Source organism: Streptomyces sp. GL_148, assembly GCF_057834205.1.
The window spans coordinates 177833-204786 of the sequence record NZ_JBYQMC010000002.1; the positions used below are offsets into that span (position 1 = coordinate 177833).

The 26954-nt window shown below is 61.5% G+C and carries 21 protein-coding genes and 4 pseudogenes; 15 read left to right on the forward strand and 10 right to left on the reverse strand.

What is annotated here, in order from left to right:
• Positions 1-34 precede the first annotated feature (34 nt).
• Entirely contained in the window at positions 35-784 is a 750-nt protein-coding gene (locus AC3IYI_RS40285) for a transposase (protein WP_489412039.1), read from the reverse strand.
• A 578-nt stretch (positions 785-1362) separates the two neighbouring features.
• On the opposite strand from AC3IYI_RS40285, the gene AC3IYI_RS40290 reads away from it, so the two are divergent.
• The 3 genes from AC3IYI_RS40290 (at position 1363) to AC3IYI_RS40300 (ending at position 6063) form a co-directional block, all read left to right on the forward strand.
• A complete protein-coding gene (locus AC3IYI_RS40290; protein WP_489412040.1) occupies positions 1363-2598 on the forward strand; it encodes an ATP-grasp domain-containing protein in 1236 nt (411 codons plus the stop codon).
• Positions 2599-2648: 50 nt separating this feature from the next.
• A complete protein-coding gene (locus AC3IYI_RS40295; protein WP_489412041.1) occupies positions 2649-4658 on the forward strand; it encodes a PEP/pyruvate-binding domain-containing protein in 2010 nt (669 codons plus the stop codon).
• 109 nt (positions 4659-4767) lie between these two features.
• Complete coding sequence (locus AC3IYI_RS40300) at positions 4768-6063, forward strand: MFS transporter (protein WP_489412042.1); 1296 nt, start codon at positions 4768-4770, stop codon at positions 6061-6063.
• 228 nt (positions 6064-6291) lie between these two features.
• On the opposite strand, the pseudogene AC3IYI_RS40305 reads toward AC3IYI_RS40300, so the two are convergent.
• Positions 6292-6600 (reverse strand): annotated as a pseudogene (locus tag AC3IYI_RS40305) (transposase family protein); the annotation flags it as partial.
• A gap of 383 nt (positions 6601-6983) precedes the next feature.
• On the opposite strand from AC3IYI_RS40305, the gene AC3IYI_RS40310 reads away from it, so the two are divergent.
• From AC3IYI_RS40310 to AC3IYI_RS40325, 4 genes are all read left to right on the forward strand, one after another.
• Entirely contained in the window at positions 6984-7394 is a 411-nt protein-coding gene (locus AC3IYI_RS40310; RefSeq protein WP_489412043.1) for a helix-turn-helix domain-containing protein, read from the forward strand.
• Positions 7395-7487: 93 nt separating this feature from the next.
• On the forward strand, positions 7488-8852 hold the full coding sequence (locus AC3IYI_RS40315) for a DDE-type integrase/transposase/recombinase (protein ID WP_489412044.1): 1365 nt from the start codon (positions 7488-7490) through the stop codon (positions 8850-8852).
• Positions 8849-9094 (forward strand): hypothetical protein, encoded by a 246-nt coding sequence (locus tag AC3IYI_RS40320; RefSeq protein ID WP_489412045.1) that lies wholly within the window; start codon positions 8849-8851, stop codon positions 9092-9094. Before AC3IYI_RS40315 ends, AC3IYI_RS40320 begins: the two co-directional genes overlap by 4 nt.
• A 35-nt stretch (positions 9095-9129) precedes the next feature.
• Positions 9130-9903 carry an ExeA family protein gene (locus AC3IYI_RS40325; protein ID WP_489412046.1) on the forward strand — a complete coding sequence of 258 codons (774 nt, stop codon included), beginning with the start codon at positions 9130-9132 and terminating at the stop codon, positions 9901-9903.
• Positions 9904-10014: 111 nt separating this feature from the next.
• On the opposite strand, the pseudogene AC3IYI_RS40330 reads toward AC3IYI_RS40325, so the two are convergent.
• A pseudogene (locus tag AC3IYI_RS40330) lies at positions 10015-10497 on the reverse strand (transposase family protein); the annotation flags it as partial.
• Positions 10498-10825: 328 nt separating this feature from the next.
• Positions 10826-11434 carry an IS3 family transposase gene (locus tag AC3IYI_RS40335; RefSeq protein ID WP_489412047.1) on the reverse strand — a complete coding sequence of 203 codons (609 nt, stop codon included), beginning with the start codon at positions 11432-11434 and terminating at the stop codon, positions 10826-10828.
• Positions 11435-11523: 89 nt separating this feature from the next.
• Between AC3IYI_RS40335 and AC3IYI_RS40340 the strand changes: the two genes are divergently transcribed.
• The 4 genes and pseudogenes from AC3IYI_RS40340 to AC3IYI_RS40355 all read left to right on the forward strand — a co-directional run bounded on the left by AC3IYI_RS40340 (position 11524) and on the right by AC3IYI_RS40355 (position 18266).
• A protein-coding gene (locus AC3IYI_RS40340) for an IS3 family transposase (protein WP_489412258.1) occupies positions 11524-12734 on the forward strand; the annotation gives its coding sequence in 2 pieces (ribosomal slippage) (positions 11524-11818 and positions 11818-12734; 1212 coding nt in all).
• Positions 12632-13503 (forward strand): annotated as a pseudogene (locus tag AC3IYI_RS40345) (IS5 family transposase). Before AC3IYI_RS40340 ends, AC3IYI_RS40345 begins: the two are co-directional and overlap by 103 nt.
• A 930-nt stretch (positions 13504-14433) precedes the next feature.
• Positions 14434-16719, forward strand: coding sequence for a phosphodiester glycosidase family protein (locus AC3IYI_RS40350; protein WP_489412259.1), 2286 nt, complete (start codon positions 14434-14436; stop codon positions 16717-16719).
• A 1154-nt stretch (positions 16720-17873) separates the two neighbouring features.
• On the forward strand, positions 17874-18266 hold the full coding sequence (locus tag AC3IYI_RS40355) for an SsgA family sporulation/cell division regulator (RefSeq protein ID WP_489412048.1): 393 nt from the start codon (positions 17874-17876) through the stop codon (positions 18264-18266).
• A gap of 69 nt (positions 18267-18335) precedes the next feature.
• On the opposite strand, the gene AC3IYI_RS40360 is transcribed toward AC3IYI_RS40355, so the two are convergent.
• The gene (locus AC3IYI_RS40360) at positions 18336-19115 is read right to left on the reverse strand and encodes a transposase family protein (protein WP_489412049.1); all 780 of its coding nucleotides are present in this window, start codon (positions 19113-19115) and stop codon (positions 18336-18338) included.
• 870 nt (positions 19116-19985) lie between these two features.
• The gene (locus AC3IYI_RS40365) at positions 19986-20495 is read right to left on the reverse strand and encodes an ATP-binding protein (protein ID WP_489412050.1); all 510 of its coding nucleotides are present in this window, start codon (positions 20493-20495) and stop codon (positions 19986-19988) included.
• A gap of 184 nt (positions 20496-20679) precedes the next feature.
• Between AC3IYI_RS40365 and AC3IYI_RS40370 the strand changes: the two genes are divergently transcribed.
• The gene (locus tag AC3IYI_RS40370) at positions 20680-21648 is read left to right on the forward strand and encodes an IS4 family transposase (protein WP_489412260.1); all 969 of its coding nucleotides are present in this window, start codon (positions 20680-20682) and stop codon (positions 21646-21648) included.
• A gap of 433 nt (positions 21649-22081) precedes the next feature.
• On the opposite strand, the gene AC3IYI_RS40375 is transcribed toward AC3IYI_RS40370, so the two are convergent.
• Positions 22082-22753: a YoaK family protein gene (locus AC3IYI_RS40375; protein ID WP_489412051.1), complete on the reverse strand. Its 672-nt coding sequence runs from the start codon at positions 22751-22753 to the stop codon at positions 22082-22084.
• Positions 22754-23083: 330 nt separating this feature from the next.
• On the opposite strand from AC3IYI_RS40375, the gene AC3IYI_RS40380 reads away from it, so the two are divergent.
• The gene (locus AC3IYI_RS40380) at positions 23084-23320 is read left to right on the forward strand and encodes a transposase family protein (protein WP_489412052.1); all 237 of its coding nucleotides are present in this window, start codon (positions 23084-23086) and stop codon (positions 23318-23320) included.
• A 279-nt stretch (positions 23321-23599) separates the two neighbouring features.
• Here AC3IYI_RS40380 and AC3IYI_RS40385 read toward each other — a convergent pair whose 3' ends face one another.
• Positions 23600-23890, reverse strand: a complete 291-nt coding sequence (locus AC3IYI_RS40385) for a recombinase family protein (RefSeq protein ID WP_489412053.1) — start codon at positions 23888-23890, stop codon at positions 23600-23602.
• A gap of 159 nt (positions 23891-24049) precedes the next feature.
• Between AC3IYI_RS40385 and AC3IYI_RS40390 the strand changes: the two genes are divergently transcribed.
• Positions 24050-25204, forward strand: a complete 1155-nt coding sequence (locus tag AC3IYI_RS40390) for a hypothetical protein (RefSeq protein WP_489412054.1) — start codon at positions 24050-24052, stop codon at positions 25202-25204.
• 298 nt (positions 25205-25502) lie between these two features.
• A pseudogene (locus AC3IYI_RS40395) lies at positions 25503-25595 on the forward strand (single-stranded DNA-binding protein); the annotation flags it as partial.
• 330 nt (positions 25596-25925) lie between these two features.
• Here AC3IYI_RS40395 and AC3IYI_RS40400 read toward each other — a convergent pair.
• Together AC3IYI_RS40400 and AC3IYI_RS40405 are read right to left on the reverse strand one after the other, a co-directional pair.
• The gene (locus tag AC3IYI_RS40400; protein WP_489412055.1) at positions 25926-26084 is read right to left on the reverse strand and encodes a DUF3024 domain-containing protein; all 159 of its coding nucleotides are present in this window, start codon (positions 26082-26084) and stop codon (positions 25926-25928) included.
• A gap of 4 nt (positions 26085-26088) precedes the next feature.
• Positions 26089-26715: a recombinase family protein gene (locus tag AC3IYI_RS40405; RefSeq protein WP_489412056.1), complete on the reverse strand. Its 627-nt coding sequence runs from the start codon at positions 26713-26715 to the stop codon at positions 26089-26091.
• Positions 26716-26954 lie beyond the last annotated feature (239 nt).

Here is a 26954-nt window from a genome sequence, read left to right on the forward strand (position 1 = left end):
GCGCTCTCATTCGTCACCCGATCACTGAACCTTTTCAGCGGTGCCCCTCCAGGGTGAGGATGGCTTTGGTGATTGACGTGAGTTTGTTCGGGCTGGTTCGGGCTTTGCGGAGGATGCGCCAGGTCTTGATCCGGGCGATGGCTCTCTCGACGGGCCACCGGAGTCGGGAGTGTGCCCGGTTGACGGACTTCTGTTTGACGGTGAGGTCTTTGCCGGGTCGCCGGCGGTGTGGGACGGCGACGATGTCGCCGGCTCCCTGGTAGGCCTTGTCCGCCAGGACGGGGATGCCGAGGCGGATGCATGTGGCGATGATCCGGTGCCGACGGGCCGCGGTGAGATCGTGGATCCGGCCCGCGAGAGCGGGTGAGATCCAGACCAGGGCTCCGTCCGGCGCGGTGATGACCTGCATGTTTACCCCGTGGCGGCGGTGTTTGCCCGAGTAGTCGGCGCGGCCGTCACCAACCCGGTCGCACTCGGCGAGGGTCCCGTCCAGCAGGACATACCGGGCGTCCGCCGTTCTCAAAGCCGCGGTCAGGCCCGGCGCCCGGCCTGCCAGGAGCGCCACAACGCCGTGAACGTAGGCGTGGGTGGTACCCACGCTGATCCCGAAACCCGCCGCGATCTGAGTCAGGGTGTCGTTCTTCTTCAGGTACACCAGTGCGGCCAGGGCCCGCTCGGAGGGCGGCAGCTTGCACCGGCGGTCACCCTCCCGGGTGACGATCAGCATCGTCACCCACTCCACGAGGGCATGCGCAACATCGAGTACGGCACGACAGGGAACCAACAGAGCCCCCAGGCTGAAGAGTTGAGCATCGATACCTTGCTCAACAGCCCGGGGGCTCTGCCCGTTTCACCACCACCTCGTCACCCGATCAGTGGCCAAGTTGAAAATGCTCAGTGACCACAAGTCGTCGTCCACGATCCATGGCCGAGTGCTCACGCACTCACGAACGGCCGAATCATCGCACCAGTTACGCCCGACCAGGGGATCTCACCAAGATCCTGTTACGAGCTCTATGGCTTGTGGCGTGAATCTGACAGTCCGTAGAGCAGGGCAGGGAGCATAAACTACGGATCCCTCAAGGGACAACCGTTGTTGCGCGCGTGGAGTGGACCACCCCAAGAGTCCCTCCTGTCAAAAAAGTGCAGAAATCTTTACGTTACCGGAAACTCCGGGTCGCAAAATTTGCGGCTCGTTGTTCCATGACATTTACTGCCCAACTGAAGTCGACGGCGCGCCATCGAAGCGGGACGATGCATGAGCCTTAAATTTGATATGGCTGGACAGAGCCACTTAGCAGAGTAGACTCCCATATTCAGGCAGAGCCTGCAAAAATTTTTTAATTTCGATAAGGGACTCCTATGAAGATCGCAATTGTGGATGGGTACTCTACTGGATCTGCACTGGCGGCTAGGCTCCAGAGCGCAGGGGTGGAATGTGTCCATATACAGAGTCATCCCGAAACCACGGACTACCTCCTGCGAACCTTCCAGGAACGCAACTATAGTATGAACTTCGGACATTTCCCAGAAATCCTTTCGCTGGCGGGCCAGCTTGCGAATCTTGGGGTATCGAGAGTAGTGGCAGGCTCTGAGTCAGGAGTAACCCTCGCAGAACATCTTGCTCTCACACTCAATCTCCCCACTAACACGGCTGGTGGCACGAGAGCACGACGAAACAAGGAGTTGATGGCAAGGGTTGTTAGCGCAGCGGGGTTGGCAACACCGCTAAGTATTGTGGTCGAATCTTCCGCTGCCGGATTGCAATGGTTTGATTCCATGCAGCCTATGGATGTAGTTGTGAAGCCTCTTGCGAGTGCCGCTTCAGATGGTGTCCGATTTTGCCGAACCGCATCAGACGTGGAGGCGGCCTGCCTTGAAATTCTAACTTCCACTAACGTGTTTGGCCACGTTAATCATTCAGTCCTAATTCAAGAGAGATTGATAGGGAGCGAATATTACATTAATACCGTATCGGTAGATGGTCGGCATCACATCGCAGAGATATGGGGCTACACGAAGAGAGTAGGTAGTTCTGAGACTCCGATATATGATTATGAAGAACCAGTCGATCTGAGTAGTGGTGTTGCGCAGATGCTGAGTTCCTTTACTTTCGACGTCTTGAATGCACTTGGGATTACCTCTACGCCGGCTCACACGGAAGTAATTATTACGCCACGTGGACCTGTTTTGATCGAGACAGGGGCCAGGCTTGGTGGGGCGACTGACCCTGACATCGTTGAGAAGCACTGCGGAGTATCTCAGACAGGTCTCTTCGCGTCTTCTCTAGTCAACCCGGAGTCTTTCCCTTCGGACTACAGAGGTTTCTCGCCGAATGGAAGCATTCGGAACGTGGCACTGATTAACTCTTACTCCGGGCGCGTTAACCCTGGCGCACTCGATGCCATAAGGGGAATTAACAGCGCCGTTTCAATCAACTTTTCGCCTGCATCAGGATCAATTATCAAGCCAACTACTGACCTAGTTAGCTCGCCGGGGTATGTATACCTCGCGTCCGAAACGAAGAGCCAGGTCATTTCCGATTACAACCTTCTCCGATCGATGGAATCTAGAGGATTGTATACATCGCAAATCTAGGCGTACTGAATAACCGGTAAGAGAAATCTAAGCTTGGAGGTTTCCACCAAATGTACGAAACAGTAACCGATGACTTGACCATGATCGGATGCCGACTCGATCGGACTCTGTTCGATGAGCTAGCCGGAGAGTTGGCAGGATATCCTTATGTAAAAATCGTGATTGATCGCATCCAACGTACATGGCATGTTCTTGATACTAAAGTCCATACGTTTCACGCACAGTATATTGCTACGAAAATTAATGGTATTACATTGCAGCAGCTGGAAGACGACCTGGATTATTTCAACGCTAGCGTTTACACTGACCCTAATCGCAGGTTTATGCTGGGAATTCTGTCAGTGCGAACATTGTCACCGCGTTCAGGAAAAGCAGTCGTAGATATCGGGACCCACGAAGAGAGCTTCATGGTCCTGGAGACTACAGATGGCGACACGATGGGCGCATCGCTGCTCACCGATTTCTACACGTTCGTTCGAGAAAACCTCGACAGGGACATAAAATTGGTACTCATGCCGGCTACCCATGCACAGGAGATAGAGCTGGAGTCAGTTCCCCCGAATCTGGTCCCGCGGATCAGTAGCCACGATATCTTTGCCCGCTCAAACTATATGGTTCTCAACATAGCTTTCAATCTGGGGCGTCTCAGATATTTTTCCTCAGCTAAAGCGTACCAAGAGGAACGAGATACCCTTATGTGGCACGATATTGTCGCCATGCCAGTAGTTCCAGATAACATCCCTCGGGTCGCTGGAATAATCAACGGCGAACCTGTCAGCCCCTTGTCGCATACCAACGTACTTGCTGCGGGCTGGGGAATACCAAACTCCATAATTCGAGATATTGAAGTCCGAGTCCACGAGGACGATCTGGACGGTTCCTGGGTCAGATATGAAGTAACCAGCAAGGGTCTTATGATAGAGAAATCCCCTGCACCACAGAATCTCGAAGAACCTAATTGGAATAGTGCGCAGATTAAATTGTGCCCTCCTGACTTGGGAATATCATCCATTTCTCTGCTCAGCCAGCTTCGCGTAACGGACCGGCATCGATATGGCACCAAGGCCGCAAACATAGGTGAACTTCACCATCTTCTGCTAAACGGAAGCCGGAACTTGACTTCCTTTTATACCACTCCACGGCACCCGAGGAAGAACCTTCTTCCTTATTTGGCCGACCGTCTTCAATCGCCATCGGAAGCAGAAACTCTCACAGATGCTTCAACGTTTATAGGTAAGACGCTCAGTGCACCGTCTGGCCTCGCGTTGCCGTTCTGGATGCAGCAGTGCTTCCTGAATTCAAATCCGGCGATTATTCGATCTATTGATGAACTTAGAAAAGCCCTCAGAGAGGGTGAACTCTCAGTTTTGGATGGACTTTGCCGGGAGATTCAAGAGAATATTAGATCGACGGATATTCCGGCTGCCATTTCCGCAGAAATCGAATCAAAAGTGGCGCTGAATCTGACCATTTCTAGCACACTAGTAGTGCGCTCTTCTTCGAACGCAGAAGACCTTGAAGGGTTTTCAGCAGCAGGCATTTACGAATCAGTCGGCGGTGTCTCTGACTTCTCAGGTCTATCTTCGGCGATACGACAGGTTTGGGCTTCTCTCTTCTCCCAGAGAAGCGTCAGTCTCCGACACCAGGCCGGTATCGCTCTTCAAGATGCATACATGGGTGTCATAATCCAAGAATACACACCAGCCGCTCTGGGTGGTGTTATGGTTACGTGCGACCCTGCGCGCCCCGACGATTTCCGCAATGTCTACATAAACTGCACAGAGAACTCGGTTTCTGCGGTAGTTGATGGAACAGTTATACCTATACAGTATCTCTACAACACCGTTGAGGGCGGAGGGCGAACCCTCTCGTTTGGTTCTGCCACGGAGGATCTCGATACCTCAACGAAGGAGAAGCTAGGCTCCCTAGCCCTCGCGGGTCGACTCCTTCAGTCTCACTTCTCTAGCGGAAAGCAAGATATTTCAGCCCTTGATATTGAATGGCTGCTCTCGGCTTCAGGAATTCTACAGGTTCTGCAAATCCGCCCTTACAGTATATGAAGTATTAGACGGGGCGGAGCCCTTTTTATAGGTGTAGACGTGACGGGCCGGTTCGTTACTGGCCCGTCACGTCAGCTGCGTCCTGCATTAATCCCCTAGAGAGTTTGAAATGCAGTGGAATATCCCAAGGCTCCCTTTTCGAGGCGATACGATTGAATCAGCATCTGCGCGTCGCATTGTTGCACTAAATAATGGTTTTCAAGTACTTTTCAACCTCCATTGGTGGATGCCAATTTTCTACATCTACCAAAGCCAGGCAGGGCTTACGGATGCTGAGATTTTTGGTATTCAGAGCATTTACTACGTGGTGTTCTTTCTTATGGAGATGCCAACAGCCGCAGTCGCCGACCGCCTGGGGCCACGGCGCTCTTTGTTGCTAGGTTCGTTGCTCATGGCACTGGCAAACATAGTTCCTGTGGCCAGCCCGAATTATTTGGGCTTCCTTGCACACTTCGTCATGATTGCAGCCGCCCGCTCTTTCGTATCTGGAGCGGCGAGCACCTATTTGTATGAAGCTCTTGCTTCCCATGGGGCAGTGGGGCACTACGCGCAAGCTGAAGGAACTGCGAGATCACTTGGACTGTTGGCAAAGGTCGCCTGCTGGCCTCTAGCAGGCGTACTCATGGAAGTAGTTTATTCGGCTCCCTACTGGCTCAGTTCGTTCTCATCGTTGGCTGCTTTTGCGTGTGCTTTGGCTCTGCCTGCTCTGCATGTTCATCATTCTGTGAATAGCCGACGCGAATCCATACCGATCCTTTCGCAATTGAATCGCCTCCCTGAAGCATTTCGGACTTCTCGAGAGCTACTTCCCTTGATGTTGCAAGGTGTAGCTGTTTTTACGCTTGTACGAATATGCCAGTCTGACCTATTCCAGCCGATTCTGCTAGCCAAAGATGTTCCTCTCTCTCGCCATGGTCTAGTTCTGTCGGCCATGGCGATTTCTGAAGCTATCGGCTCTGCACGCCCCGGAATTCTTCTGCGCCATCTTCGAGGTGCCACTGCAGTGTTTTTCTTGAGTCTCGCAATGGCTGGATGCCTCTCTGTAATTGTGGTTTCGGGCGATTCTGGTGTCGTGATATTGCTATGTCTCTTTGCGGTTACTGGAGGGCTCGCTTACCCCATACAGCGCAGCATTGTAAATGATGCCATACCCCCAGATAGTAGCCGTGTTATGTTGCTTTCAGTTGAGTCGCTTATCGATCGGGTAGTGTGTGCATTCGTTGCTGTTTCTGCGGGGGCTTACCTTTCGGCGGGCCGCCTTAACTCTTTCCTTCTGTACATTTCTGTCGCGGCATGTCTTTTGGTTCTCGGAGCGGGCGTAATTTTGTGGACTGCTCGGAAGCTGTCTGGGCCCATCGAGCCTGTCACCAGAGTTCCGATAGTGCCTTGTGAGAGCGATCGCTAGGTTGATGTGTCTGATGGCTTCGAGCTCTGCTCCTTCTCGTTGGGCAGGAAAACGAACAGCATGCTTCGTGGTGGCGAGTGACTTGTCGATGCGCGGCGATAACGTGCCCGAGGGCAATATCTGTCCAGGATACTGCTTCGCAACCGTCGAAGGCTGTGAAAAACCAGTTTGGCCGACGACTCAGCACGGGTTGTCGTTTTATTTGCCAGTGAGCCTTTTCCATCTTGATCAGTTGGCGAGTTCGAGGGCGACGACGGCTCGGACGACTGCGGTGATTCGGGTGGTGCTGCAGCGGAGCTTCCGCAGGAGTCGCCAGCACTTGAGGGTCGCCATGGCGCGTTCGCCGAGGCTGCGGATCTTGGCGTGGTCCCGGTTGTGACGTCGGCGCCAGCCGCGAAGGTTCTTGCCCCGGAACGGGACGCGGACGGCAGCACCCGCACCTTGGTAGGCCTTGTCCGCCCAGCACTTGACGCCGTCGGTGGCGAGAGCGGCGGGAATGCCATGGGTCCGGGCCGCGGTCAGGTCGTGAGTGGCCCCCGTGTTGATTGCCGCTCTGGATGGTGATGGTGGGGGCCGGAGTGTGCCGTTCCGGATGAGTATGGCGGTGTGATTGGTGCAGGTGGGTTGATCTCCGGGGTGCCGAGGGGCACGGTGACCATGTCTTGATCGGCAAACGGCCCTCCCGTTGTCGTTGGTCGCGAAGCCGGGAGGGCCGTTCGGGTGCGCCCGGAGGCGCTTTGATCACGGTAGAGGCGAACGTCGTTGATGTCGAACGGCGGTTGGTGGCGGGTGAGTTGGAGTGCCTGGGGTGTGGCGGGATGCTGACGCCGTGGGGGTGGGCCCGGCCGCGGGGACTACGAGGGCCGGAGATGGGTCGGCTCGAGGTACGGCCGCGCCGTTCACGGTGTTCGGCTTGCGGGATGACACATGTGTTGTTGCCGGTCAGCGGCTTGTCGCGGCGGGCGGACGTGGTCGAGGTGATCGGGGCCGCGCTGGAGATGAAGGCGATCGGCGCCGGGCATCGCACGATCGCGGGCCGGCTGGGACGGCCGGTCACGACGGTGCGGGGGTGGCTGCGCCGGTTCGCAGCCCGGGCCGGGCTGGTCGCGGGGGTGTTCACCGCTCATCTGGTCGCTCTCGCGGAGGACCCGGCCGGGGTGCTGCCGGCGCCCGCGCCGACGGTGTTCGCGGACGCGGTCGCGGCGGTGATCGCCTGCTGGAGGGCGGTCCGGTCACGGTTCCCCATGGTCACCGCGCCGATTTGGCAGGTGGCCTCAGCGGTCAGCCAGGGCGGCCTGCTGGCTCCTGGCCGGCAGTGGTCGGCCGGGTGAAATCGATCAACACGAGTTGGCCCTGACGGGCTGCGGTGGCACGGGTCCAGGGTGACTCGTTGACATGTCCGCAGCCTTTTGGAGGTCGTGCTGATGGCTTTGGCCGATGAGGAGGAACGCCGGCGGGCCGAGCGGGCCCACCAGGTCGCGCTGTTCCGCTACCAGTTGATACGTGAGGCGGCCGGTCCTGCCCTGAGCCCGGGCCAGCGAGGCGCGATGGTGCGCCGGCTGGCGGCGACGACGCATACGGACCCGTTCGGCCGGCAGATCACGGTCGCCCGCGGCACCCTGGACCGGTGGCTCCGCAACTGGCGTGAGGGCGGCTTCGACGCCCTGCTGCCGCCGACGAGGCAGGTCACGCCCCGGACCCCGGAGGAGGTCCTGGACCTCGCGGCCGCGTTGAAGAGGGAGAATCCCTCGCGCACGGCCGCGCAGGTGGTACGGATCTTGACCCAGCACCTGGGCTGGGGCCCGTCCTATCGAACCGTCCACCGTCATCTGGGCCGCCTCGAGCTGCTGACCCGCCCGGACGGGATGCCGCCGCCCGCCTTCGGCCGGTTCGAGGCCGACCGCCCCAACGAACTCTGGGTCGGCGACGCCTTGCACGGGCCGAAAATCGCAGGCCACAAGACCTATCTGTTCGCTTTCGTGGACGATCATTCGCGGGCGGTGGTTGGGCACCGGTGGGGCGGCGCCGAGGACAGCGTCCGCCTCGCCGCGGCCCTCCGCCCGGCCCTGGCTGCGAGGGGCGTCCCGGAAGGCGTCTATGTTGACAACGGCTCCGCTTTCGTGGACAAAGCCCTGCTCAGAGCCTGCGCGAGGCTCGGTATCAAGCTGATCCACTCCACCCCGGGCCGCCCAGAGGGACGCGGCAAAATCGAGCGCTTCTTTCGAACAGTGCGGGACCAGTTCCTCGTCGAGGTCGGCAACGAGAAGATCACCGATCTCGCTGAGCTCAATCGTCTGTTCACGGCCTGGACCGAGCACGCTTATCACCGGGCGGTGCACTCCGAGACCGGGCAGACGCCGATGGAACGCTGGCTCGCCGGCTCCCCGTTCCCGCAGCCGACCCCGGCCCAGCTGCGGGAGGCTTTCCGCTGGTCGGAGCACCGCACCGTCGCCAAGACCGCGACCGTCTCGCTGCACTCCAACACCTACAACGTCGACCCTGCCCTCGTCGGCCGCAAGGTCGAGCTGGTCTTCGACCCGTTCGGCATGACCGAGATCGAAGTCCGCTTCAACAACCGGCCCTTCGGCCTGGCCATCCCGCACCGCATCTCGCGCCACGCGCACCCCAAGGCCAAGCCCGAGATCCCAGAGGCGACACCGCCGGCGCCGCCGACCGGTATCGACTACCTCCGCCTGGTCGACACCGCCCGCACCACCGAACTCGGGCAGAAGATCAACTACGCCGCACTGCTGGGCGAGACGCCCGATCCGCAGGGCGAGGACCGGTGACCAGCGGAAACCCAGTCCAGGACCGTATCTGCCACCTGGAAAACGTCGAGACGGCCGCCCGACAACTGCGAGACAAGGCCCTTGACCTGGCACTTCGTCAAACTGCCCGCTGGCCCGGCCAGCCACGGCCCGCGCTGGCCGAACGGGCGGTCTTCCTCGCCCTGGCCCTGCACCACCGAGCCGAACAGGCCGCCCGAGAACTCGACGACTTCACAAACTACCTGGAAAGAAACGCGAGTTGATAGACAAAATCCAGGGCTACTACGGTTTTACGGCCATGCCATTCGGCAAAGACCTGGCCCCCGGGATGCTGCACCGGCACTCCTCACATGCCCAGGCTGCGGCCCGCATCACCTGGTGCATCGGCGAACGCTGCCTCGGCGTGATCACCGGCGAGGTCGGCGCCGGGAAGACAGTAGCGGTCCGGGCCGCCCTCGACGCACTCGACCACCCCAGACATACCGTCATCTACATCCCCAACCCCGCGGTCGGGGTCGCCGGCATCCACCAGGCCATCGTCACCCGCCTCGGCGGCGTCCCCAAACCCCACCGCTCCACCCTCATCCCGCAGGCCGCCGACGCACTCGCCACCGAACACGCAGAGCGAGGACTCGTCCCCGTCCTTGTCATCGACGAAGCCCACCTACTCGACCACGAACAGCTCGAGGCCGTGAGGATGCTCACGAACCACGACATGGACTCCACCAGCCCGCTGGCCTGCCTCCTCGTCGGGCAGCCCACCCTGCGACGGAACATCAAACTCGGCATGCTGGCCGCCCTCGACCAGCGGATCGCGATCCGATACAACATGCCGCCCATGACCGGCGAGGAAACCACCAGCTACCTCGCCCACCACCTCACACTCGCCGGCCGCAGCGACACCCTGTTCTCCGACGACGCGATCACCCTGATCCACGACACCGCCCGCGGCTACCCCCGCGCCGTCAACAACCTCGCCGTTCAGGCCCTGCTCTCCGCCTACGCCGACAACAAGTCCATCGTCGACGAGTCCTCCGCCCGCGCCGCCGTCGCCGAAGTCACAGAGGAATGACCACCCTCGCGAACGGCACAATGAGCATCCCAGTGACACCGTGAGCATCAAATGCCCTGCCGGACGGAGTCCGGCAGGGCATTCTCATCGCCGCACATGCTCATCCTGAGTGACAACCCCATGCTCATCTTGAACGGCAAGCAACACCCCCGGCAGCGCGTCCGATGCCCAGATCAAACGCCCGGCCGGATCGGCGATGACCTGCACGTTCATGCCGTGATGCTTCTTCTTCCCCGAGTAGTACGGCCGGTCGGCGGCGATGCGGTCGATCGGCAGCACGGTGCCGTCGAGGATCACGTACGCCTTCTTCCGCACGGTCTGCATGGCCTGTTCGAGCGTGGGCGCGAGGGCGGCCAGGAGGTCGACGGCCTCGCGTATGTACCGGTAGACCGTCGCGATCCCAACCCGAAAACCCGCCGCGAGGCGGGCGTAGGTGTCGCCGCAGCGCAGGTGAGCGAGGACGAGCAGGGCCTGCCGGCTACAAGTGAGGCACCGCCAGCGGGAACCAATGCGGCGGCGGTGACCTGCGAGAAGACCGGAGAGGTGCTGCAGGGTGCGGCTGGACAGATCGATGGCGGACGGGCAGACAAGCACGAGAGCTCCTGGCGGACTGGTGATCTTGGTCGTGAACCCGTCTACCAGGAGCTTTCTTCATGCCCACCACCGGGAACCCCGATCCAACCACCCGTCAGGTTGGAAGAGGTTCACTGATGATTTAGGCCACGTTATCCAGCACCTCATGTCGTCCAACCTGGGGCACAGGCTTGTTCGTGGTCCGAGGAGGAGCTGGCCAAGTGGACCAGTCGCCCCCACGTGTGCCCGAATCCGGTGGCCAACCCCTTGGAGCGGGCATCCTCGACATTGAACCGCTCCGGGTTTGACTGAGCTTGTTCCGCTTTGACGGGCACCTTTGGTGTGGTGGTCAGGCCGCGAGAGCGGTCTCGTATTCAGCGGGACTGCGGTAGCCGAGGCTGCTGTGAAGCCGGTGCAAGTTGTACCAGCTCTCGATCCACTCGAATATCGCCGTGCGGGCAGCAGCCCGGCTCGGCCAGGGGTCGGTGTCGCCCAGCTCGTTCTTCAGGGTCGAGAAGAACGATTCCGCGAGCGCGTTGTCCCAGCATTGCCCAGTCCGTCCGACCGACAGGCGGATGCCGAACTCATCTGCCAGGACGGCGAGTTCACGGCTGGTGTATTGACAGCCTCGGTCGGAGTGGAAGATCACCGGACCGGATGGACGGCGAGTTCGGCAGGCGGTCCGCAGCGCGTCGGCGACGAGCTCGGTTCGCAGATGGTCGGCTGTCGCCCAGCCGACGACGCGGCGTGAGGCGATGTCGATCACGGTGGCCAGATAGAGCCAGCCCTCGCTCGTGGCGATATAGGTGATGTCCCCGCACCAGCGGGTGTCGAGGGCCGACAAATCGGGCTGGAAGTCACGAAGTACCAGGTCAGGCCGGGTGGACGCGTGTGGGTCGGGAATGGTGGTGCGGTGCCGGCGTCGTCGGTGCCTGCCGGTCAGACCGGCCTGTCGCATCAGGCGGGCCACCCGGCGGCGGGCCTTGACCCTGGATTTTGGACACCGGAGAGACTTGGATCTTGATGGTCCAGGAGAACGGAGTCCCCGTGGGGATGAAGCATTACCCCGCCGAGTTCAAGGCGGACGCGGTCGCGTTGTACCGGTCGAGGCCGGGAGCGACGATCAAGTCGGTCGCCGGCGATCTCGGGGTGAACACCGAGACGCTGCGGAACTGGATCAAGGCCGCCGACGGACACCGCCCCGGCACCCATTCCGCACCGCCGGCCGCTGCCCGGACCGGCGGTGACGACGTTCAGGCGGAGCTGGCCGCGGCACGCAAGAGGATCCGTGAGCTGGAGGAAGAGCGCGACATTCTTCGCAAGGCGGCCCGGTATTTCGCGACGGAGACGCGCTGGTGAACCGCTGCCAGTTCGTTGAGGATCACCAGCGCCGTCACGGCGTGAAGCGGCTCTGCGACATCCTGGGCCTGGCCCGCTCGAGCTTCTACTACTGGCGCCGCACCGCGGCTGCAAGGGCGGCCCGGCAGGCCGTCGAGGCCGGGATCACGGCCCGGATATGCAAGGCCCACCAGGACTCCGACGGCACCTACGGAGCACCGAGGATCACCGCCGAACTCCGTGACGAAGGCGGCCCCGTGATCAACCACAAGCGCGTCGCCAGGATCATGCGGACCATCGGACTCGAGGGAGTCCGCCTGCGCCGCCGGCACCGCACCACCGTCGCGGACCAGGCCGCGGCGAAGGCCCCCGATCTGATCGGACGAGACTTCACCGCAGCCGTGTTGAACACGAAATACGTAGGCGACATCACATACTTGCCGGTCAGCGGCTCGAAGCCGCTCTATCTAGCGACCGTCATCGACCTCGCCTCACGCCGGCTGGCCGGGTGGGCGATCGCAGATCACATGCGCGCCGAGCTCGTCATCGACGCCCTGACGGCCGCCGAACGGACCCGTGGGAACCTGAACGGAGCGATCATGCACACCGACCACGGCTCGCAATATACGAGTAGGGCCTTCGCTGAAACCTGCAGGTCAACAGGGGTCCGGCAGAGTATGGGCGCGATCGGGTCCAGCGCGGACAACGCCGCCGCGGAAAGCTTCAACGCCGCCTTCAAGAGGGAGACCCTCAAAGGCCGGAAGGCTTGGTCGAGCGAGCGCGAGGCCAGGCTCGACGCCTTCCGCTGGCTGACCCGATACAACACCCGCCGACGGCACTCCTACCTCGGTCAGCGCTCCCCGATCGCCTACGAGAACGGCTTCCAAGCAGCAGCAACTACCCTGGACCAAGCCGCATAGACGTGTTCAAAATCCGGGGTCAAGGCCCCCAGGAACCTCACCCGTCACGAACTACAGCTGCCGTGTCGGACCGGCTATGCCTGCAGGGCATCCTCTACGTCCTCTACAACGACGTCGCCTGGCAACTCCTGCCGATGGAGCTGGGGTTCGGCTCAGGGCAGACCTGCTGGCGGCGGCTGGAACGGTGGCTGCAGGCGGGGGTCTTCGACCAGCTGCACCGCACTCTCCTCGCCGAGTTGAACGCGGCCGGCCGCCTCGACTGGTCCAGGGCCTGCGTGGATGGCTCCCACATCCGGGCGAAAAGGGGGGGCGCCGACACCGGTCCGTCGCCGGTCGACCGGTGGAAGACAGGCAGCAAACACCACCTGATCTGCGACGGCCGCGGTGAAAGTCATCACGACCGCGGCCAACGTCAACGACGTCACCCAGACCCTCGCCCTGGTCGACGGCATCCCACCTGTCGCCGGCCGCCCCGGCCGACCCCGAAGGCGTCCGGAAGCCCTGCTCGGCGACAAGGGCTACGACTCCAACCCCCAACCGCGAAGAGCTGCGCAAACGCCGGATCCTGCCCGTCATCTCCCGCAAAGGAGCCCCGAACATCAAGGGCATGGGCAAGCTCCGCTACGTCGTGGAGCAGACCTCCGCCCTGCTCCACCAGTTCAAACGCCTCGCCGTCCGGTGGGAACGCCGCACCGAACTCCACGACGCCTCCGTCTCCCTCGCCTGCGCCCTCATCTGCTGGCGACGTCTCAACTGGCCCGACTCATGATCGTGTTACGAGCTCTCAGGACAGGACTTCGGCTGGCCGACTCCGGGCCTGAACGGCTGGCCGACTCCCTCCGGCCAGGCCTGCTGCTCTTGTTTCGGGTGGCCGACCTGTTCCTTGACTCCTAGGAATCGACGGCCGCGCCGCAGACTACGCAGATGGCCAGGTCGAGTAGGTGGTGCGATTTCAGCCTTGCTGCTCAGTGTCCCAGAACAGGAGCGCCCGCCCGTGCCCTGCGCCTTCGCCGTAGGGCTCACAGTTTCACGATCCGCGGTGATAGAGAGGCCGCGCCAGAAGAGTGAACCGGATGGCAGAGTCGTGTGTCTATCTGATCATTTTCGCTGCACTGTGGATGCTAGGCAGATGCCTGCCTTCTTCGATTCCCGCACTACGGCGCGATCGCTGCCGTTTCTCGCTCTATTGGCTTTGGTCCTCCCTCCATCTGATGCCGTGGCCACGGAAGGAATCGTGACTGAGCAGACGACGAGATCCATCGCACCTGGTGTCCGTCTTGAGTCGTTTGATCGACTAGAAGACGACCACTGGTTGCGAGTTGACGAACTTACCGTCGATCTTGCTTCACCGGGCTTGCGCGTAGATTACCTCGGAGGCCCAGGTACTGTGACAGATGCTGTAAACCATCGCCAAGCAGAACCCGGCAGGCGGCCTGTAGCTGCGTTCAACGGAGACTTCTTTGATATCCGCAAGACCGGGGCCCCTTTGGGCCCGGGAATCGACCAAGGGCGCCTGCTTCATTCTCCGGTACCAGGCTCAGAATATGCTGTCGGATTTGGTCCTGGTGCTCTGGGGCGTGTACTGCAGATCGCTCTCCGATCAACAGTCACACTGCCGAGCGGAAAGGTCAGGCAGCTAACTGGTTACAACAGTGCAAGGCCTCCGATGGACGGAATTATGGCGTATACCTATGCCTGGATGGGTCGATACTCTCACCTACCACAAGGCGTCGTCACCGAAGTTGACGTACGCAACGATAGGGTGATTGCGGTACATCATCATGACAACCCGAGCGCTCCGCCATCGGGCGTCACACGGTTGGCTGGGTTCGGAACATCCGCTGGGGAGTTGGCAGCACTCCGAGAGGGGGATCGGGTGAAAATGGAGATTCAGGCCGAAGCTAATAACGGTCTCCTTCCGTCGTCTGCAGTAGGTGGCCGGGAGCAGTTGGTAATCGGTGGAATCTCCCAGAATCACGATGGGATCAAAAACAACACAGCCGCTCCTAGAACGGCCGTTGGCTTTTCCAAAAATGGGAAAGTGATGCGGATTGTGGTGATTGATGGGAGGCAACGCGACAGCGCCGGAATCACCCTCACCGCCTTGGGCCGCCTCATGCGCGACCGGGGATCACATAACGCTCTGAACCTCGATGGCGGTGGGTCAGCGACACTTCTTGCGGCCCAGGCCGGCGATTCAAGACTGCGTCTCGAGAACTCTCCGTCCGACGGCAAAGAACGGCAGGTACCCAATGGATTGCTAATCTCAGTCCCCAGCGGCACAGGGAGGGCTGCTGGCTATCTGGTTGAGGCAGCCTGGGGCGCTTCCCGTGTTTTTCCCGGCCTTTCGCGCACGTTCACTGCAACTGCCTATGATGACCGATTGGCCCCTGCCTCCCCGGGTGAGATCCGTTGGCGAGTGGCCACCCCAGGTATGGGCTCAATCCATACGAATGGGGTTTTTCGTGGAATCCGCCCCGGAAGTGCAACAGTGCATGTTGAGTCGGATCGCGGAATGCTGGACCGCGAAGCCGTAAATATTTTGCGTCGGATCGCTCCTCTCATGAATCCGATTACTTCCCTGGTGGGCGGCAAACCTTCGCCCCCGGCTGGCTCGGTGCAGTTCGATGTCCTTGACCCCATGGTGCGAATTGATTGTGATTCTGGGCCTATCCGGCTAACGGATCGGAAGGACGGAAATACCGTTCGGCTTTTTGGGTATGACGCTCGAAATCAATCAGCCCTCATCGAAGCACGCGATGTGCGGTGGGAATACGATCATTCTCTCTGGCGGGTTGAGAGTAACGGCCAGGGTGGATTCACGGTTAATTCCCTCGTTGCTAAATCCTCAGGAACACTGCTGGCCATCGTGCCAGCTCTCGGAATCCGGACAGAAATTCCAATTAGCGTAGGAGTTCCAAGGCCAACGGTAAGCTTTAACGATGCTGGTCAGTGGGTCGGTGCAGAGGCTGCCGCTAGGGATGGTCACGAAGGCTCGGGCTTGCGACTAAATTCTGGCACGGTTAGCCCGCGACAAGTGATCAAATTTGCATCCGGTCTTCGTGCCCTGGGTTTGTGGGTACGCGGAACCGGCCCTGATACGGAGCTGCAGATCCGATTGATGTCAGAGACCGGGAAAGAGGTAGTGGCAAGTGGTCCTGTAGTGAGAGGTACACAATGGCATCGGGTCTATTTTCCTCTGGAAGGCCCCACTTCGGGTCCGCTGACGCTGAAGGGCTTGAGCACAGACGGACAGCTGGTAGTAGACACACTGACCGCAGAAGACGGGTATTCCCAGGGGGCCCTGAGTAGTTCACTAGAGGGATACGGAACTGTTTCCTTGAAGCAGATTAGCGAAAAATCCTGGCACTTCGCGATCTCGCCAACAACAAAAGTATCTCTATTTCAGAAACTACTCTCACGCGATATCGAAGATGTGGACTTCCTCCTCTCAGATCACCCAGCGGCGCAGAAACATATTGACATGTCTAAATCTCCAGGAAGTAAACTCCGTGACATTTCAACACTGGGCTCATTCATGCATCGCGGGGTTAAGTTCACATACCTTGACACAGGGCGCGCCACACTAAAAGGGGGTGGAGTAAGCCGCCTTAGGCAACTACGGTCCGAACTGTCTGAAGCATCAAGGAGCTCCGAAACTCTGGCATTCATCGTTGTGCAAAAATATGTACCGCCCGACCACGTAGACAGCAAGGAGAGATCAGTGCAGGCTGCGGATCTATCCGCATTTCGTCGACGGACTGGAAAAGGTGTTGCGGTGGTTATCATGGATGCACCGAAAACACGTGCAACCCGGTCTGACGGGGTGCAATACCAAACCCTGAGTAAGGGCAGTTCACTACTGGCTGGTGTAGACACTCTTTCCCTGGCAGCCGATGCCTCAGCCAACTGGATTATTACTGCTGAGGCAGGTACTGCCGCCAAGTTGGCAGCGGGCGAAACCGGCAATTTGAATTTGGAATAGTTGCCACACTCGCACCACACCGACGATGCCCAGCAGGAACTGTTCGCTCTGCTCGTCGTCTACCAGGCCGCGCGACAGATCGCTGTCGACACTGCAGGCCGGGACCATCCGGGACCGCCCGCAACACAGTGCTCACCGCAACTGGAACCATAAGACGTCAGGGGTGCCGGCTCACTCCCGTGATCCACCGCGCCATCCTTCACCCCCGCGAGCTGGCTCCGCTGCACCGCCCAACCAGGATCCAGCCCCGCCACGTCAAACGCCCGATCTCGACCTTCGCCTACAGACCGACCAGGAAGAACACCCCGACCCCCAACACGGAGATCACCCTCACCATCACCACAGCCACCGACCGAACACGACCATGGCGAACCTAAAACTTCCCGGTACTGGGCCAAAACCGATGCCCGTCACACCTATGCCATCGCCGACACATTCCGTCACCGGTGGGACTTCGCCGCGATTGGTGTGCCGGCCCAGCTGGCTGCGGACCTGGCTCGCCGCGGCGGTGTGACATCGCCCGTCCGGCGCCCGGGTAGACGACGGCCTCGGGGTAACGGTCTGGCTTGCGGCGGACTCGCGGACTCCTCCCCTCATATCGTCGTTGGGCAGGTCGACCGTAGCGACCAGGCGGGTAGTGGTCGCCCTTCGACGGGATCACAGTGACGGGTGAGGAGTCTCGGCAGGCGGGCACTACTCGCTGTGTCTTCCTCTACAGGCAAATTCGAGGCGCACGGTCCCACGCCAGCCCGCAGGCAATCTGCTGCTGCACGTCCTGCAATATTCAACGGATGTGAAGCGGCCGTAAAAAAAGAAGGCGCTTCACTACGCCGAAGGTAACGCGAGGCGGCACTATGGGCGCTATAATCAAAAGCGAAAATGTGAAAGCGGGGTACGATTACATGCCTTTTGATCGAGCTTCAGATGAAGTAATTGCGGAAATCTACTCATTTCGGGATCGAGGGATCCTGTATTTTCCTGAACTCTCCGAAGATGCTCTTGCGAGAATACTAAAAAAACTCAAAGAGTTGAATGATGGCGAGGATCCTCTAAGGTGAAGATTTTACAGCCGGCCTGAATGGCGGATGAGGCTAAGATCCATATGTCCGGTACCGAGTGGGAGTGCTATGCGTCACGCTAACCAGAGGATACCGTTGAATCTGCATGTCGGGGACGACCTGCCAGTTCCGATGTGGGCGATGTTTGGTTTTAACGAGCAAAGGCCCTACGAAGTTGAGGTAACGGTAGCTGCCGAATATTCTGGAGGGTCATCCTGGGTGTTCGCCCGCGAACTTTTGTATGGCGGGTTGCTGAAGGTTACTGGGGAAGGTGACGTAGTCGTATGGCCGAATCATCTGGACGAAAATGAAATATTCATGTGCTGGAGAAATAGAGGGGACTCGATCCTCTTGTCTATAGATTTCTACGCTTTGTCCTCATGGATAGGCAGAACAGAGCGCATCGTTCCCATAGGTCTAGAGTCAAAATATGTTGATGTCGGCGCCGAGTTGTCTAGATTCTTCACGCCAGGTGGCACGGCATTCTGAACTAGCGCACCCGCCTTTGTTCCATTTTGATTGCTAACCTAACGAGCTCATGAGGCCTATTCACGGGGTTCACCAGCCCTTCTTGTAGAAGGCGAGGGCGGTGATGGTCCTGGTGATGAGGGGGAAGGTTTGGAGGGCGCCACGGTAGCGGGTGGCGAGGATCTTCCAGTCCTTCAGGTGCGCGATCGCCCGCTCGACCGCGGCGCGGAGTTTGCCGATGCTCTGGTTGTAGACCTTGTCTCCGGCGGGCCGTTCCCGGCCTGGGGGCTTGCGTCTCGCGGTCAGCATCCCGGAGCCGAGGTAGCCCAGGTCACCGATGTCCTCCCGGTTGGCGAACGTCCCGGGAAAGTGGGACTGCCGCCAGGCATGCATGCCGTGCCGTGAGCCCGGGACGGGCGCCGGGACCGCGAGCAGATCCCCTGACAAAGTGGCCGCGACCTGCAGGTTGAAGCCGGTGTCCCTGTGCTTGCCGGAGAACATTGTTGTGCCCTCGCTTGCCCCGTCCCAGGTGGTCACCAGGGTGCCGTCGATCAGGACGAGGCGGCCGGCTGAGATCTCCGTGGGGTCCGGGACGTGTCCGGCCAGGACCTTCTCCACCACCGGCAGTAGCGTCGTCCACCGCCTGGAGACAGTGGCCTGGGAGATCCCGAACAGCTCCGCGGCCGCCTCCTGGACGGGGTTCTGCCGCAGCAGGAACAGCACCAGTACCACCGACTTGTACAGCCCCAGCACCCACATCCGCCCCGGCGTCACCGTCCGGTCCGGATCCTCCACCAACGCCCGGTGGACCTGTTCCACCAGCCCGCCCAGTTGATCCTTGTCCAGCCCTGTCGTAACGTCCCAGCTCAACGGCCCTGCCCCGGTAATGATCTGACGTCTTCGCAAACATCAGGCTACGGAGCAGGGCCCTCTTCACGATCAAGGAAATCGGGCTACGAACCCCCGTGAATAAGCCTCGGTGCATTGGCACTTCTTCTCTCAACTTGATTACTAAGTGGACTTTCGCCTACGCACGCAACTTCGCTTCTGAGAAATATTCAAAGACGAAATATCGGGCCATCTGACGCAACTAGGATTAACTCAAGAGTGATAATTTCAATGAAGTCATGGACTTGATAATTTCACGAAAATGGCGCACGCAGGCTACGGAGGAAAGACGCCCGGTCTTCGGAATCAGAGGTGAGCTCGTCTTGAGTAGGCCAACATCGCCTTAGCGAGAACTGCCCAGCAAGCAGGCCAAGTTGCCGCTTGTCGGCGCGAGGTTAATCTAGGGGGCTGGGAGTTGCAAGTAATCACACCTGGCTGCTCGAATATCTAACATCGCGCAATAGCAGCGAAGTCGATAAGGCCTTTGATCGGGTCCTACTTTAATTGCCGCCTGTGCCTCGCCAGGTTTCTAATCGAAAGTCAGTCGTGAAAGGATCCGGCCCAAATATGCCGCGACTAGGATCGGCACGAATGCGGAAGTAGTCTTAGGCTACCAGGAATCCGGGTATCTACCGTGCCTTCAGGAGGGCCGTAAAGCGAGTAGATTGCCGCTCGCATTGCACACGCGCCTCCCCTTGAACCGAGAAACTCTCCAGTTGAACCGAGAAACTCTCGGGTTGCCAACGAAAAAATATGAAGCGCCTGAAACTCCTGCCAGAATCAATCGCATTCTCGATGATGGGCGGCGATTACCGCGGGATACCAAGGCGGCACTTAGGCGGGCTGATTTGCTCAAACCCTGTCGAAATGGGCAAGCGGTGATTGGGGAATCACTGCTTGCATCGTCTTGCCGCCAGAGTCGGCCCGCCCAAAAAATTCTTGGCTGAGACAAGCTACGATAGTGAGGCCATAGCCTCCGCAGGCAACAGAATCGTAATCCAGATGGGCGCTTATCCGTCGTTCGGAGAAGTCGGGCATAGACGGGTCAACGTCCCAGATTTGGACAACGAGCCTGTCAGCCAGACGTTCGATGCGCATGTGGCATGGGCCGCGCGTGTGTCTACATGCATTGGCCACGAGTTCGGTTACAACCAGTGCCACGTCGTCGAGGCTGTCAGCCCATGTGTCCCCAAGAGTCTTGACGAATTCCCGGGAAGCACTTCGAGCTATCGGAACTGACAATTCATCTCCGGCGAGCCACATTTCAGTGCACTCGACTGAGATCCCTGCAGGCCCACTCGCCATGCCGATCCTCCGCCTCTGATGGTTCCTGATGGTGTGAACCACGATATAAACGGTCATATGATCTTTCAATGGCTGTTGTCCGGGTTGCAACCCTCTCTGTGGGAGGTCGCTGTCCCACAGGTCGCCCCCGTCGCGGAGACCACCTCAAACTCGGGCAGGTCCGTTCCGTTGCAGTCTCGTCACCCAGGTAGGTTCGTCGACCGCTGCAACATGGCTAGCGGTGGATCCCTAGACTGGGGCGATCTCCCGGGCACGTGCCCGGCTGGGTGCGGAGCCGCTGCGGGTCCTGTTTGCGCGGGTGTGCCGTCCTGTGGCGACCGCGGAGACCATCGGCGCCTGGTACCGGGGACGTCGGGTGGTGGCGGTGGACGGCACCACGCTGGATGCGGCGGACACTGAGGACAACGACGCGTTCTTCGGGCGCCCGGGGTCCGGGCACGGGGAGAGGAAGGGTGCGTTTCCGCAGGTGCGGCTGGTTGTGCTGGCCGAGTGCGGCACGCACGCGGTTTTCGCCGCGGCCACTGGGCCGTGCACGATGGCCGAGACGGTGCTCGCCGACACCCTGCTGTCGCACCTGCAGCCGGGGATGCTGTTGCTGGCCGATCGGGGCTTTCCCGGTTGCGACCGGTGGAGGACCGCCGCGGCGACGGGTGCGGACCTACTGTGGCGGGTGGCGTCCAACGTGGTGCCAGTGATGCGCGAGCAGTACGCCGACGGCTCGTACCTGTCGGAGATCTACGTGGCGCGGGACAAGCGCCGCGTGCATGGGCAGCGGGTGCGGGTGGTGGAGTACACCATCGCCGGCCGCGAGGACGCCGGACCGGTCCGGCTGATCACCACGATCTTCGATCCGGACCAGGCATCGGCCGACGAGCTCGCGGCCTTGTATCACGAGAGGTGGGAGGTGGAAGGGGTGCTGTGCGAGATCAAGGTTCCCCAGCGCGGCCCGGACGTGGTCCTGCGCCACCGGCATCCCGACGGTGTCGAGCAGGAGGTCTACGACTTTCTCCTCGTCCACCACGCCGTCCGCCAGGTCATGCACCAAGCCGCTGTGACCGCCGGGACCGATCCCGACCGGCTCTCCTTCCCCCGTTCCCTGCGTGTTGTTCGCCGCCAGGTCCCGGCCCAGGCGGCTTTTTCCCCTGACCGCCTCACCGCGGCCTGGGGCTCCTGCACAGGGAGAGTCATCTTGGTCGACTTCCTCTCCTAGTGCTGTGACCGGAAAGGTTCACCGTGTCGCGGCGCCCGGCACGGCACCTCGCCGCGTTGTCGGACCGCGCAAGTACGTCCAGTACGAGGCACGGCCCTCCGCCTTGCGAGGCACCGCACCGAACACCGCGACCCGGCAAACCTTTCCGGCCACAGCACTAGCAGGAGCCCTGTCCTGAGGGAGCAACTTCAACAAACCCCTTGACGGCGCCACCCCAGCCATAATTTCGCGGCATTGCTTTGAAACGCCCCTGAGCTCACGGCCCGCCCGGTAAGCGCCCCGATATCATCGAAACCATCAAGTTATCCGGGACAGAGGCACCTTAACGATCAAGAGAGAGCTACCTGCGCCCCCATGGATAAGCCTCCCTCCTGGGGCGCGCGGCCCATCTTCCATTCTTGGACATTTAGGGCATCCGAGAATGCGCGAGGAATCATTTACCTTCTACTATGCGGGATGCCGGGTGCACCACGTATGCGCCAATACACGCCAGTACACCGAAGGCGGCAGTAAGTAGAGCTACCGCCATACTGACCCGGAGCAATAATGTGCCGATTAGTGCTCCGACCGGCACTGCAGCCAGTGCATCCAAGCGGAAGCGCTGGGCGTCATCACCCGTGCCGCGCCCCAGAGCGGAGTGCCTAATTAGCGTCACGAGGGTGCCAGTTACCAAGGTGGTGTTGACTACTGCTTTAAGCCGCCACATGGTCGCGCTACGCACACCCATTGCGGACGCCGTAAGAGCGATTACTGAATAATTCCTCAATCCCGAAGCGTGATCCCTGACGGGTTCCATCCCGATCGCGCTGATCGCAGCCCCAAATAACAAGAGTGAAGCCATAGAGGCTGAGGTGAAAAGCCAGCGACGATAGCGAAAGTCGGCTAAGGCGACGCCCAGTCGACTGCCGGCCACTACACCGACTGTAAAAGAAACTACCGCTGTACATGATCCCACTGGGCTAAGGCCCGTAATACCACCCAAAGTGAATCCAAGGAAGATCAGATTGCCGGTCATGAAGGCGGTAAAGACCTGTCCGAGCCCCAGGAAAGCAACTGCGTCAACGATCCCAGTAATAGCGGTCATCACGACGAGGAGCTTCGGCAACGGATCGGAAGGTGCGGACGAGGGCATCCCACCAATATTGTGGACTCTTGGAGAGTTTATGAGCATGCACGCCGGTGCTACACTCGCGCGTCACCCGAACGGTCCAGGCGCGGTTGGCCGGGAGGCTCAAACCACCCGAATCACCGGTCTTCACGTACCTACATCTATGCGGTAGAGGACGGCCGGTCTTGAGCCAGGGCTGATTCAAAGTCCAGGTGGTCATGCTGCTGGTCACTGCTGTGTGACGCTTCTCCATATGGCCGTCACGAACGCAGCGAAGCTCTGGTTGACGGGGTGACCTCGCAAGTGGCCCTGACACCCGGAGCTCCGATGTGCCGCCAGAATGCCACCGTCTGCCTGGCCAGGTCGCCCTCGCGTCAGCAACGCGAACTCCCCGGCACCGCTGCCCTGCTGGCCGTCCTGCCCGGCCCACGCGACCGGCGCGGACGTCGGCACACCCTCACCTCGGTCCTGCTGACCGCCGCCTGTGCGGTCCTGGCCGGCGCCCGCTCCTGCCTGGCCATCGGCCAGTTGAGGTTCCCCCGCTGTGCGGGAGGTGCTGACTAGTGCCTTACTGTAACAGCCCACCGCCTATCTACGCGAGTTCTAAGTCCGTTTCTGGTAGCGGCCTCGTCCGGGTTGGGTGAGGAAGCCTTGGCGGGTGAGTCGGCCCAGTTCTCGTATAGCTGCTGCCAAGTGGCGAGTAACACTAAGTAACTACACGGGGCTGCGGTCGCGCTGCTGAAGAGCGGCGAAGCCATCGTGCGCCGCCTCGACGGCCTCGGGGTACGCGCGGGTCATTGGGGTGACGCCGATATCGCTCCAGGATTGCGCGTTAAGGATTGATCATGGTGTTGTGGTCTTGCCGAGGTGGCGGTAGATGGTGGGGCGGGTGACGCCGAACTCGTCGGCGATCTGCTGGACGGTCAGCTCGCCGGAGTCGTACATCTCCCGCGCCAGATGTACTTGCCGGGGTCCCAGCTTGGGCTTCTGTCCGCCGATACGACCCCGCGCGCGGGCGGCTTCCAGGCCGTCCATGGTGCGCTCGGACATGAGGGCGTGCTCGAATTCGGCGACTGCGCCGAGGATCTGGAAGAACATGCGGCCGACGGCGGTGGAGGTGTCGATGCCGTCCATGCATCCGATCGTGGGGGTTATGTAGGCCATTGTGTTGACGTCGGCCTCCGTGTGCTCAAGACGCCGGAGCTATCGTCCGTTTCCCCAAAGACGTTCGTAAACCGTGGTTGGGGCGGGGATTTCTCCTCCTCCGGCCTTTCGTTCCGGAGGATCGATTCAATGAGTCGTGAGCACAGGGCCAAGTCACCGCTGGGTCCCGTCCCTCGCAGTCGGGCCTGGACGACTGGGGGTGCCCTGGTCTCCCTCTCGCTCGTGCTGGTGGGCATGGCCGGCCCCGCTCTCGCGGCGGCCAAGCCGGGCGCCCCGGCCGTGGACATGACCGCAGCGACGGCGGCTGGCGGTGGCCACGAGTGCGAGCCGCACGACGGTCCCGGCGGTCCCCCGCCGCACGGCAAGCCGTGGGCCCGGGTGCTGCTGGACCAGTACCTGCACGGAGACGGCGACGACGGGCGGGGCGACCACGGCGGCCGGCACGACAAGTGCCCGCCGCCGGACGGCGCCCCGGGTCCCACGGGCCCGCAGGGCCCGAAGGGTGACACCGGTGCTTCGGGTCCGGCTGGTCCGCAGGGTCCGTCGGGTGCTTCGGGTCCGGCCGGTCCGCAGGGTCCGGCCGGCCCCGGTGGCGGTGACACAGGTCCGGCTGGTCCGCAGGGTCCGCAGGGTCCGTCGGGTCCGGCTGGTCCGCAGGGTCCGTCGGGTGCTTCGGGTCCGGCCGGTCCGCAGGGTCCGGCCGGCCCGCAGGGTCCGACCGGCCCCGGTGGCGGTGACACAGGTCCGGCTGGTCCGCAGGGTCCGTCGGGTGCTTCGGGTCCGCAGGGTCCGTCGGGTGCCTCGGGTCCGGCCGGTCCGCAGGGTCCGTCGGGTGCCTCGGGTCCCGCTGGTCCGGCCACGTGCAGCGACGTCGACGCTTACACGCCCAGCAACGCCAACGAGGTCAAGGCCGTCCTCACCGGAGGCCGCGCGTACGCCGGTATCCGGGACCTCACGCCGAGCCCGACGCCCTTCTTCTGGTACGATCTGACGGACACCGAGACCAGCTTCCCGGAGGGAGCTTGTGCCATCTCCGTCGCCGCCCAGACGAACTCGGAAGGGGGCGTCTCTATCCAGGTGCTGACCACCTCAGGCCTGGTCTCGGAGATCAACTGCGCGATCGATCAGGACACTCGCCCCGGCATCGGGTTCATCCTCTCCTGCGGCACCAACTGGGCGACGGTGAACCCCCCGGCCCAAGGCGACAACGGCCCGCCGACGCTCAACAGGTTCAAGGGCAAGCTCGACGTCCTCAAGGACCCCAGCAAGGTGAACGTCAATTAGCCCAGCAGTGAAGTCGGGCCGGGTGCATCCAAGGTTGGGATGCACCCGGCCTCTGGTTTGCGGGCACCACGTCGCCTCCCGGGCGTGGGAGACCTCGTCGGCGGAAGGCACAGGTCGCGGGCTTCCCACTGTGCCGGGGTGGCGGGTGAGGTTCCCCTCGTAGCGCGGCGGCCAGTGCCGCGGTCGCCGCCTCCAGCGTGTTGTCCTCGTCCGTCATGCCGGCCATCGTGCCAGCCGAGGGCCGCTGTTCCTGCGGTGCTCGCTGTGGCGGGCGGCTGCGGAGAACGCCGCCCAGTCTCTGGCCAAGGGCATGCGGGTCATTGTGACCGGGCGGCTCAAGCAGCGCACCTTCGACGACAAGGAAGGCCAGCGCCGTACCACCGTGGAGATCGAGGCCGAGGAGATCGCCCCGTCCCTGGCCTACGTGACGGCGACCGTCACCAAGACCTGCCGCCCCGGCGCGGTTTCCCCAGGACCGGCACCCATGCCAAGCCAGTCTCCCGGGCCTGCGCAGCAGGCCCAGCCCACGGCGCCCGCCGAGACCTACCCGTCTCAGCCCCAGAAGGCGTGGCGCGGATCGTCCAGCACAGCCAGGGCCTCGCCTAGTGACGGGACAGCCGGCAGGTGGTCGCAGGGGTACCAGCGGCCGTTGCGGTCCGCCCCGTCCACCAGCCAGCCAGCGTCGGTCGGTGGACCGGAGCCGGGCGACGCGGCGAGAGGTCTATTCACCGACACCGTCCCACGGAGCCCGCTCCTCGGTGATTACGGCAGTACTGCCGCGCACCACGCAGCCCACAGGGACCTCGGCTCGTGCGTGTTCGGGAACCTGCTGCCCGGCCCATTTCTTCAGCCGGGCCCGGTCCGTCTCGGAGATCTTCACACCCCTACGCTACGTACCCGACGCCAGCGCAAGTGTTCCCGCCGGCTTCCTGCCGGTCCGCGTTCTGGGCGCGCTCCAGGACCCGGTACACCGTCGCCCGGGACACCGAGAAGATCTCGGCGAGGTCGGCGATGGTGTGCTCGCCGCCCCGGTGCTGCTCGACCAGGTGGGCCTGCTGCCGGGCGGAGAGTTTGGGCTGCTTGCCCCGCAGCTTCCCCTTGGCCCGGGCGACAGCCATGCCCTCGCGGGTCCTCATCCGCAGAAGATCCACCTCGAACTCGGCGAAGGTGGCCAGGATATTGAAGAACATCTTCCCCATCGGGTCGCCCGGGTCGTACAGCGAGCCGCCCAGCAACAGCTTCACCCCGCGGCCGGTGAGCCGGTCGCCGATGTCACGGGCATCAGGCACCGAGCGCGCGAGCCGGTCCAGCTTCGGGACGACCAGGGTGTCCCCGGCCCGGACCGCGGCGAGCGCCTGCTTGAGCCCAGGGCGCTCCCGGTTGGTGCCGGTGAGACCGTGATCGAGATAGATCCGCTCCTCGGCCACCCCGAGCCCGGCAAGGATGCCGCGCTGGGCGGTGAGGTCCTGCTCGTCCAGCCTGCACCTTGCGTACCCGATGACTTCGCTCATGCCCGAAGCGTACGGATAGCCCCCGCTCACCGTACAGATCACCGGACACCCTAAAAGAGACGCTGTCAGCGCAGGTCGATCATTCCGGCCGGGCAAGATCATGATTGTTCGTTGGGGGTTCCCCTTACGGACACCCCAACGGCCGCAAGAAGCCACACACACATGCCCTTCCAGCCCCATCTCGGCTGCCCCTCACACGGGGCGAAGGAGCCGGTGGGATAGGTCCTCGGTCGGGCGAT

What these genes read in the sequence shown, in the direction of transcription:
- AC3IYI_RS40405 (WP_489412056.1), bottom strand. Translation starts at nt 26,715, where the DNA reads ATGAGCGAAGTCATCGGGTACGCAAGGTGCAGGCTGGACGAGCAGGAC.
- AC3IYI_RS40310 (WP_489412043.1), top strand. Translation starts at nt 6,984, where the DNA reads ATGACACATGTGTTGTTGCCGGTCAGCGGCTTGTCGCGGCGGGCGGAC.
- AC3IYI_RS40390 (WP_489412054.1), top strand. Translation starts at nt 24,050, where the DNA reads ATGAGTCGTGAGCACAGGGCCAAGTCACCGCTGGGTCCCGTCCCTCGC.
- AC3IYI_RS40365 (WP_489412050.1), bottom strand. Translation starts at nt 20,495, where the DNA reads ATGACCGTTTATATCGTGGTTCACACCATCAGGAACCATCAGAGGCGG.
- AC3IYI_RS40290 (WP_489412040.1), top strand. Translation starts at nt 1,363, where the DNA reads ATGAAGATCGCAATTGTGGATGGGTACTCTACTGGATCTGCACTGGCG.
- AC3IYI_RS40350 (WP_489412259.1), top strand. Translation starts at nt 14,434, where the DNA reads ATGGGTCGATACTCTCACCTACCACAAGGCGTCGTCACCGAAGTTGAC.
- AC3IYI_RS40295 (WP_489412041.1), top strand. Translation starts at nt 2,649, where the DNA reads ATGTACGAAACAGTAACCGATGACTTGACCATGATCGGATGCCGACTC.
- AC3IYI_RS40380 (WP_489412052.1), top strand. Translation starts at nt 23,084, where the DNA reads ATGTGCCGCCAGAATGCCACCGTCTGCCTGGCCAGGTCGCCCTCGCGT.
- AC3IYI_RS40385 (WP_489412053.1), bottom strand. Translation starts at nt 23,890, where the DNA reads ATGGACGGCATCGACACCTCCACCGCCGTCGGCCGCATGTTCTTCCAG.
- AC3IYI_RS40315 (WP_489412044.1), top strand. Translation starts at nt 7,488, where the DNA reads ATGGCTTTGGCCGATGAGGAGGAACGCCGGCGGGCCGAGCGGGCCCAC.
- AC3IYI_RS40335 (WP_489412047.1), bottom strand. Translation starts at nt 11,434, where the DNA reads ATGCGACAGGCCGGTCTGACCGGCAGGCACCGACGACGCCGGCACCGC.
- AC3IYI_RS40325 (WP_489412046.1), top strand. Translation starts at nt 9,130, where the DNA reads ATGCCATTCGGCAAAGACCTGGCCCCCGGGATGCTGCACCGGCACTCC.
- AC3IYI_RS40300 (WP_489412042.1), top strand. Translation starts at nt 4,768, where the DNA reads ATGCAGTGGAATATCCCAAGGCTCCCTTTTCGAGGCGATACGATTGAA.